4 protein-coding genes and 2 pseudogenes are annotated in these 6,875 nt (G+C 62.5%); 5 read left to right on the forward strand and 1 reads right to left on the reverse strand.

Annotated features, from left to right (window positions below):
• Nucleotides 1-84 precede the first annotated feature (84 nt).
• Nucleotides 85-390 (reverse strand): hypothetical protein, encoded by a 306-nt coding sequence (locus AHiyo1_RS26060; RefSeq protein WP_059387470.1) that lies wholly within the window; start codon nt 388-390, stop codon nt 85-87.
• Nucleotides 391-544: 154 nt separating this feature from the next.
• Here AHiyo1_RS26060 and AHiyo1_RS02150 point away from each other — a divergent pair.
• From AHiyo1_RS02150 to AHiyo1_RS26065, 5 genes and pseudogenes are all read left to right on the forward strand, one after another.
• Nucleotides 545-2,318: pseudogene (locus AHiyo1_RS02150) on the forward strand (dipeptide ABC transporter ATP-binding protein).
• A gap of 423 nt (nt 2,319-2,741) precedes the next feature.
• Nucleotides 2,742-4,424, forward strand: a complete 1,683-nt coding sequence (locus AHiyo1_RS02155; RefSeq protein ID WP_059387471.1) for a peptide ABC transporter substrate-binding protein — start codon at nt 2,742-2,744, stop codon at nt 4,422-4,424.
• A gap of 133 nt (nt 4,425-4,557) precedes the next feature.
• Nucleotides 4,558-5,487: an ABC transporter permease gene (locus AHiyo1_RS02160; RefSeq protein WP_059387472.1), complete on the forward strand. Its 930-nt coding sequence runs from the start codon at nt 4,558-4,560 to the stop codon at nt 5,485-5,487.
• 7 nt (nt 5,488-5,494) lie between these two features.
• Complete coding sequence (locus AHiyo1_RS02165) at nt 5,495-6,445, forward strand: ABC transporter permease (RefSeq protein ID WP_059387473.1); 951 nt, start codon at nt 5,495-5,497, stop codon at nt 6,443-6,445.
• A gap of 11 nt (nt 6,446-6,456) precedes the next feature.
• Nucleotides 6,457-6,875, forward strand: a pseudogene (locus AHiyo1_RS26065) (ATP-binding cassette domain-containing protein); the annotation flags it as partial.

The following is a 6,875-nucleotide window of genomic DNA, read 5'->3' on the forward strand; positions in this document are numbered from 1 at the left end:
CTTTGAGATGCTCAGGGCGGGCATTGCGCCCGCCCCAGATTCCCGGCGCGGGAGCAGCCCACGCCGGATACTTCTTGCGGGGCGTCACCAGCGTGAGGGCATAGCGGGTATCAACCTGCACCAGGCATCCCACGGAACATCGATGGTCCGGAAGGGATTCTCCAGCGCGACGCCGGAATCCCGGACCACCACAACCGGGCGCCAGAAGAGCAACCAGCCAAGAAACGCTACGAAGAGCAGGGGAGTGGTTCCGGGAAGGGAGCGCGGTCCGGCTGCCACGAGCGCAACGACCACTCCGAAAACGGCAACTGCCCAGCAGATCCAAGCAAAAATCTTGCTGGTGCGGGCCTTGAAGATTTCGACATTTCCGGCATACGGCGCTCTGCTCATGCCCCTAATAATTCAGGATTCCGGGCTACTTCACTAATCACCCCTTGGAGGGTGGCCCGGTCGGAAGGGAAGACCCAACATGACTGACAACGCCAGCCCCGAACCGGAGGCCACCCACCTCGAGACCGAGTCGGATAAGAGCGCGCGCGGGGCCATGGTCCTGGAAGTACGCGATCTCAGCGTCGACTTTGGCGTGGATAAGAAATGGGTCCCTGCCGCCATCGGACTGAACTACGAGGTCAGGGCCGGCGAGGTCCTCGCGATCGTCGGTGAGTCCGGGTCCGGCAAGAGTGCAAGTTCCATGGCACTGCTTGGCTTGCTGCCCAGCAACAGCCGTGTCCGGGGGAGCGTCAAGCTCTCGGGCAAGGAGCTGCTGGGTGAGAAATCAGGCAACATCCGTGAAGTCCGCGGCAAGGATGTCGCGGTCATCTTCCAGGAGCCCATGACCGCGCTCAACCCTGTGTACACCGTGGGTACGCAAATAGTGGAGACGATCCGGCTGCACAACTCGATCTCGCCCGATGAAGCCAAGCAGCGGGCCTTGCGCATGCTCGAGCTGGTGGAGCTGCCGGACCCGGAGAAGGCCTTCAAGTCGTATCCGCACCAGCTCTCCGGCGGCCAGCGGCAGCGAGCCATGATCGCGCAATCATTGTCCTGTGATCCCAAGCTCCTGATCGCAGACGAACCCACCACTGCCTTGGATGTGACTGTCCAGGCTGAAATCCTGGACCTGATGCGCAACCTGCGCAACAAGCTGGACAGCGCCATCGTCCTGATCACGCACGACATGGGCGTTGTGGCCGACCTCGCCGATCGAATTGCCGTGATGCGCCAGGGCGTCATCGTGGAGAGCGGCACTGCGCAACAGATCTTCAGCAACCCGCAGCACGGATACACACAAGCTCTTCTAGCCGCTGTTCCCCACCTGGGACAGGGTGCTGACAGCGCCGACGTTGACGTCACCGCGGCGTTGGCTGCCGCAACCCACTCCGAGCTGGAATCGGTCGATCACGATGAGCTGGTCCGCCGGGAACTTGAGAACCAGGCCGCTTTGAAGGCGGCGGCCGAAGAAGCAGCCAAGCCCAAGGGTGAGCCCGTACTTGAGCTGGTCGACGTCGCCATCGAGTACCCCAAGCAGGGCCGGGTCCCCGCGTTCCGAGCTGTCGAGGGAGCCAACCTCGTGATCTACCCCGGCCAGGTTGTAGGCCTTGTGGGGGAGTCCGGATCGGGCAAGACGACCATTGGACGCGCCGCCGTCGGGCTCTTGCCCGTAGCCGAGGGCAGCATGCGCGTGGTGGGGCAGGACATTTCCGCCGCAAAGCGGAATGGAAAGCAACTGCACGAAGTGCGCCGCGACATCGGCATGGTGTTCCAGGATCCGTCGTCGTCGTTGAATCCGCGGCTGCCCATCGGCGAAAGCATCGGCGAACCGATGTACCTCGCCGGGGTCGCGAAGGGCGTCGATCTGCAGAAACGGATTGAGACCCTCCTGGACCAGGTGGAATTGCCGCGCGGGTACCGCAACCGCTATCCACATGAATTGTCAGGCGGCCAGAAGCAGCGCGTCGGCATTGCCCGGGCGCTCTCCCTGCAGCCCAAGCTGATGGTCGCGGATGAGCCGACATCGGCGCTGGACGTCTCGGTGCAGGCGAAGGTCCTGGAACTTTTCCAGAACCTGCAGAGGGAGCTGGGATTCGCGTGCCTGTTCGTGACGCACGACCTTGCCGTGGTTGACGTGCTCGCGGACCGGATCTGCGTGATGCAGCGGGGCAGGATCGTGGAGCAGGGCACCCGCGACCAGATCCTTCGCAATCCGCAGGAGCCGTACACGCAGAGGCTGCTGGCCGCGGTGCCGCTGCCCGGACCCCGAGAAGCAGCGTGAGCGTCGCGAACTGCGCGCCCAACTCATGGCGGCCGGCATCGAGTAGCAACCCGAAGGCACTCGCGGCGGCACGAACTGATGGTCGCAACCGAAAGAGTCTCCGTCGCCATGGGCGGCGGGGGCTCTTTTTTGGTGCTTGTTGACGCGCTGGCCAGGCCGGTTGCACACCGTACGGGATGCCCGAAAAACCCTGGTTTTCCGGGGGAAACCAAGGGTCAGGCATGTCGAGTGTAGCAAGGAAAATCCCATTTCGTGAAATGACTGCTTCATTTACTTGAAATGACTGCTTCATTACTAAAACTGTCAAGTGCACACTTCGTTGTTCATGCCAATGGGATTCCATATTTCGGACAAGCTGTGGTTAGGATTACACATCCATGTAGGCCGCGTCACAGGATAATTCTGTGCCTGGCCCCGGGGGCAGCTATGAGTTGCCCCGACCCATCCCCCTGAATCCATAGGAGGCGGAATGCGTTTTTCGCGCACTTCCAAAGCTCTTGGCTTGCTCGCAGTCGCCGCGCTTGCCCTCACCGGATGCGGCAGCGCTGGCTCCGGAAGCAGTGGCCCGACCGCTGCCGGCGATCCGAACAAAATCATCACCGCATACAGCAATGAACCCCAGCACCCCCTCATCCCTTCCAACACCAACGAGGTGTACGGCGGCCGCGTTGTCGACCTCCTGTTCGAAGGCCTGACCAGCTACGACGCCAATGGCAAGTCCGTGAACGCACTCGCGGAATCCATTGACACGAGCGACGGCCAGAACTACGCCATCAAGGTCAAGAAGGGCGCCAAGTTCACCAACGGCGAGGCAGTCACCGCCAAGAGCTTCGTTGATGCTTGGAACTTCGCCGCACTGAGCACCAACGCCCAGTCCAGCAGCAGCTTCTTCGAATCCATCGAAGGCTACGACGCAGTCAGCGCCGTCACGAAGACCAAGGGCGCGGACGGAAAGTCAACGTCGACTCCCGCACCGACCGCCCAGACGATGTCCGGCCTGGTGCTGAAGGACGACTCGACCATCACGGTCAAGCTGGCCCAGCCGGAGGCCGACTGGCCGCAGCGCCTCGGCTACTCCGCCTTCATGCCGCTTCCGGCTGACGCCCTCAAGGACCCGAAGGCCTTCGGCGAAAACCCGATCGGCAACGGCCCGTACAAGATGGCCGCCAAGGGTGCCTGGCAGCACGACAGCCAGATCGCCCTCGTCAAGAACCCGGACTACAAGGGCACGCGCATGGCCAAGAACGGCGGCGTGACCTTCAAGTTCTACACCGACCCGGCTCCGGCTTACACCGACGTCCAGGCCAACAACCTTGACGTAACCGACGTCCTGCCCACGAACGCCCTGAAGACCTACACAACGGACTTCCCGGACCACAGCCTCAACAAGGCTTACGCGGGCAACGCAACCCTGAACATCCCGAACTACCTGCCTGAGTTCCAGGGACCCGCCGGCCAGCTGCGCCGCCAGGCCATCTCCATGGCGATCAACCGCGATGAGATCACCAAGGTCGTCTTCAACGGCACCCGCATCCCTGCGAAGGACTTCACGTCGCCGTCCATCGATGGCTACAACGCCAACGTGACAGGCTCCGACGTTCTGAAGTTCGACGCCGCGAAGGCCAAGGACCTCTGGGCAAAGGCAAACGCCATGAGCCCGTGGCCCGCCGACAAGGTTCTGCAGCTCGCGTACAACACCGATGGTGGCAACAAGGAATGGATTGACGCCGTTGCCAACAACCTGAAGAACAACCTCGGCATCAAGGCAGAAGGCCAGCCGTTCGCCAAGTTCGCCGAGATCCTGAACCTCCGCACGGCCAAGACCCTCCCGGGCTTCACCCGCGCCGGATGGCAGGCAGACTACCCTTCGCTGTTCAACTTCCTCGGCCCGCTGCTGAAGACCGGAGCCAGCGCCAACTACGAGGGTTACAGCAACCCTGAGTTTGACAAGCTGCTCACCGAGGGCCTGGCTTCCAAGTCCACGGACGACGCCAACAAGAAGTTCACCCAGGCTCAGGAAATCCTCTTCAAGGACCTCCCGAACCTGCCCCTGTGGTACCAGGCACGCCAGGCTGTATGGAGCCAGAACGTCAGCAACGTTGACTCCGGCTGGAACGGCGTCCTGCTGTACTACAACATCACCGCAAAGTAGTCCTACTGGACTTGTTCCAAGCTCGTTAGCGTATGGGGGTCCGGCCACAAACCGGGCCCCCATGCCTTGATTCGGCACGAAAGCTGTCCCAAATGAATCCCCACATTTTCAAGAGCGCCCAGGAACCGTTGCTGTGACCCAGTACATCCTCCGGCGTTTGCTGCAGGTCATTCCCGTGTTCCTGGGAACCACCCTGCTCGTGTACTTCATGGTCTTTGCCCTCCCGGGCGACCCCATCCGCGCCCTGTTCGGCGACCGACCGCCCAGCGAGTCCGTCATTGCCGCGCTGCGCCAGCAATACAACCTCGACCAGCCGTTCTGGGTCCAGTACGGACTGTTCCTCAAGAACCTCTTCACGTTCAACCTCGGGGTGGACTTCACCGGCCAGCCAATCGCCGCCACCCTCGGCCGCGTTTTCCCGGTCACCGCCATGCTCGCCGTCGAGGCCCTTGCCATCCAGGCTGTCTTCGGTGTGGCCTTCGGCTTGATTGCAGGCTTGCGCAAGGGAAAGATCTTCGACTCCACCGTGCTTGTCGCGTCCCTCGTGGTCATTGCCGTCCCGACGTTCGTCCTGGGCTTCGTGCTTCAGCTCGTCGTTGGCGTACAGCTTGGCTGGGCCAAGCCGACCGTTGGATCCAACGCGGATTGGGGCACCCTGATCCTTCCGGCCACCGTCCTTGGCCTCGTGTCCTTTGCCTACGTGCTGCGCCTGACCCGCGCCTCGGTCATTGAAAACATGAACGCCGACTACGTCCGCACGGCAACCGCAAAAGGCCTGTCCCGCCCCCGCGTGGTCCTGGCCCACATCCTGCGAAACTCCATGATTCCCGTGGTCACCTACCTGGGCGCGAACCTGGGTGGCTTGATGGGCGGCGCGATCGTCACCGAAGGCATTTTCAACGTGCCCGGCGTCGGCCAGAAGCTCTACCAGGCCGTGATCCGCAGCGAAGGCCCCACCGTCGTCGCCATTGTGAGCGTCCTGGTACTGGTCTTCGTTGCCGCCAACCTGTTGGTGGACCTCCTTTACGCCTGGCTTGACCCCAGGATTCGCTATGAAAAGTAGATCCGTTATGAAAAGTAACCGTCAGATCGAGCACTATGTTGCCCCTATCGACGAGACACCGCTGCTGGCGACCGATACCCTCAAGGTCGACGCAGCGCCCCTGAGCCTCTGGGCGGATGCCTGGCGGAAGCTCCGCCGTCGGCCGCTCTTCATCATCTCGGCGCTCATGATCCTGCTGCTCCTCGTAGTCGCGTTCTTCCCGGGCCTCTTCACGCAGACTGCCCCGAACGACAACTGCCAGCTGGGCGACTCCCTCGCGGGCCCCTCGGCCGGCCACCCCCTGGGATTCACCTTCCAGGGCTGCGACATCTACTCCCGCGTCATCCACGGCACCCAGGCATCCTTGACTGTCGGCGTCGTCTCCGTCATTTTCGTCCTGATCATCGGGGTCACCCTCGGTGCACTGGCCGGCTTCTTCGGCGGCTGGGTTGACACCATCATTGCCCGCATCGGCGACATCTTCTTCGCGTTGCCCTTGGTCCTTGGCGCGCTGGTAGTTACCCAGCTCCCCTTCTTCCGCGAGAACAAGAGCGTCTTCACGGTGGTCATGGTCATCGTGATGCTCGGCTGGCCCCAAATGGCCCGCATCACCCGTGGGGCCGTGATCGAAGTCCGCAACGCGGATTTCGTCACGGCCGCACGCTCGCTCGGTGTCTCCAAGATCGGCACGCTGGTCCGGCACGTCGTTCCGAACGCGCTCGCGCCGATCATCGTCCTGGCCACCATGGAGCTTGGCGTCTTCATCGTGACGGAAGCAACGCTGTCCTTCCTGGGCATTGGCCTGCCCGGCAGCATCATGTCCTGGGGTAACGACATTTCCGCGGCGAAGGACACGTTGCGCACCAACCCCGAGGTGCTGATGTTCCCCGCAACCGCACTGTCCATCACGGTCCTGAGCTTCATCATGCTTGGCGACGCGCTGCGTGACGCCCTCGACCCCAAGAGCCGCAAGCGATGAAGGAGGCAATCATGACAACATCCAACGTCACCATCGACGAAGCCGGAACCGAAGAGCGTCCGCTCCTTGAAATCCGGGACCTCGCCATCTCCTTCCAGACGGCGAGCGGCGAATTCCAGGCCGTCAAGAATGCGCACCTGACCATCATGCCCGGCGAGACTGTCGCCATTGTGGTGAGTCCGGTTCGGGGAAGTCGACGACGGCGCTCGCCGCCATTGGCCTCCTGCCGGAGAACGGCAGGGTTTCCAGCGGGCAGATCCTGCTCGACGGCGAGGACATCTCCCACGCCCCGGAACGGCGCATGATCGAGTTGCGCGGCAACACGATCGGCATGGTTCCGCAGGATCCGATGTCCAACCTCAACCCGGTCTGGAAGATCGGATACCAGGTCCGCGAGACGCTGCGCGCCAACGGCAAGCCCAGCGGTCCT

Origin of the sequence: Arthrobacter sp. Hiyo1 (genome assembly GCF_001263615.2) — a bacterium.
GTDB lineage: Bacteria > Actinomycetota > Actinomycetes > Actinomycetales > Micrococcaceae > Arthrobacter.

What these genes read in the sequence shown, in the direction of transcription:
- AHiyo1_RS26060 (WP_059387470.1), bottom strand. Translation starts at nt 390, where the DNA reads ATGAGCAGAGCGCCGTATGCCGGAAATGTCGAAATCTTCAAGGCCCGC.
- AHiyo1_RS02165 (WP_059387473.1), top strand. Translation starts at nt 5,495, where the DNA reads ATGAAAAGTAACCGTCAGATCGAGCACTATGTTGCCCCTATCGACGAG.
- AHiyo1_RS02155 (WP_059387471.1), top strand. Translation starts at nt 2,742, where the DNA reads ATGCGTTTTTCGCGCACTTCCAAAGCTCTTGGCTTGCTCGCAGTCGCC.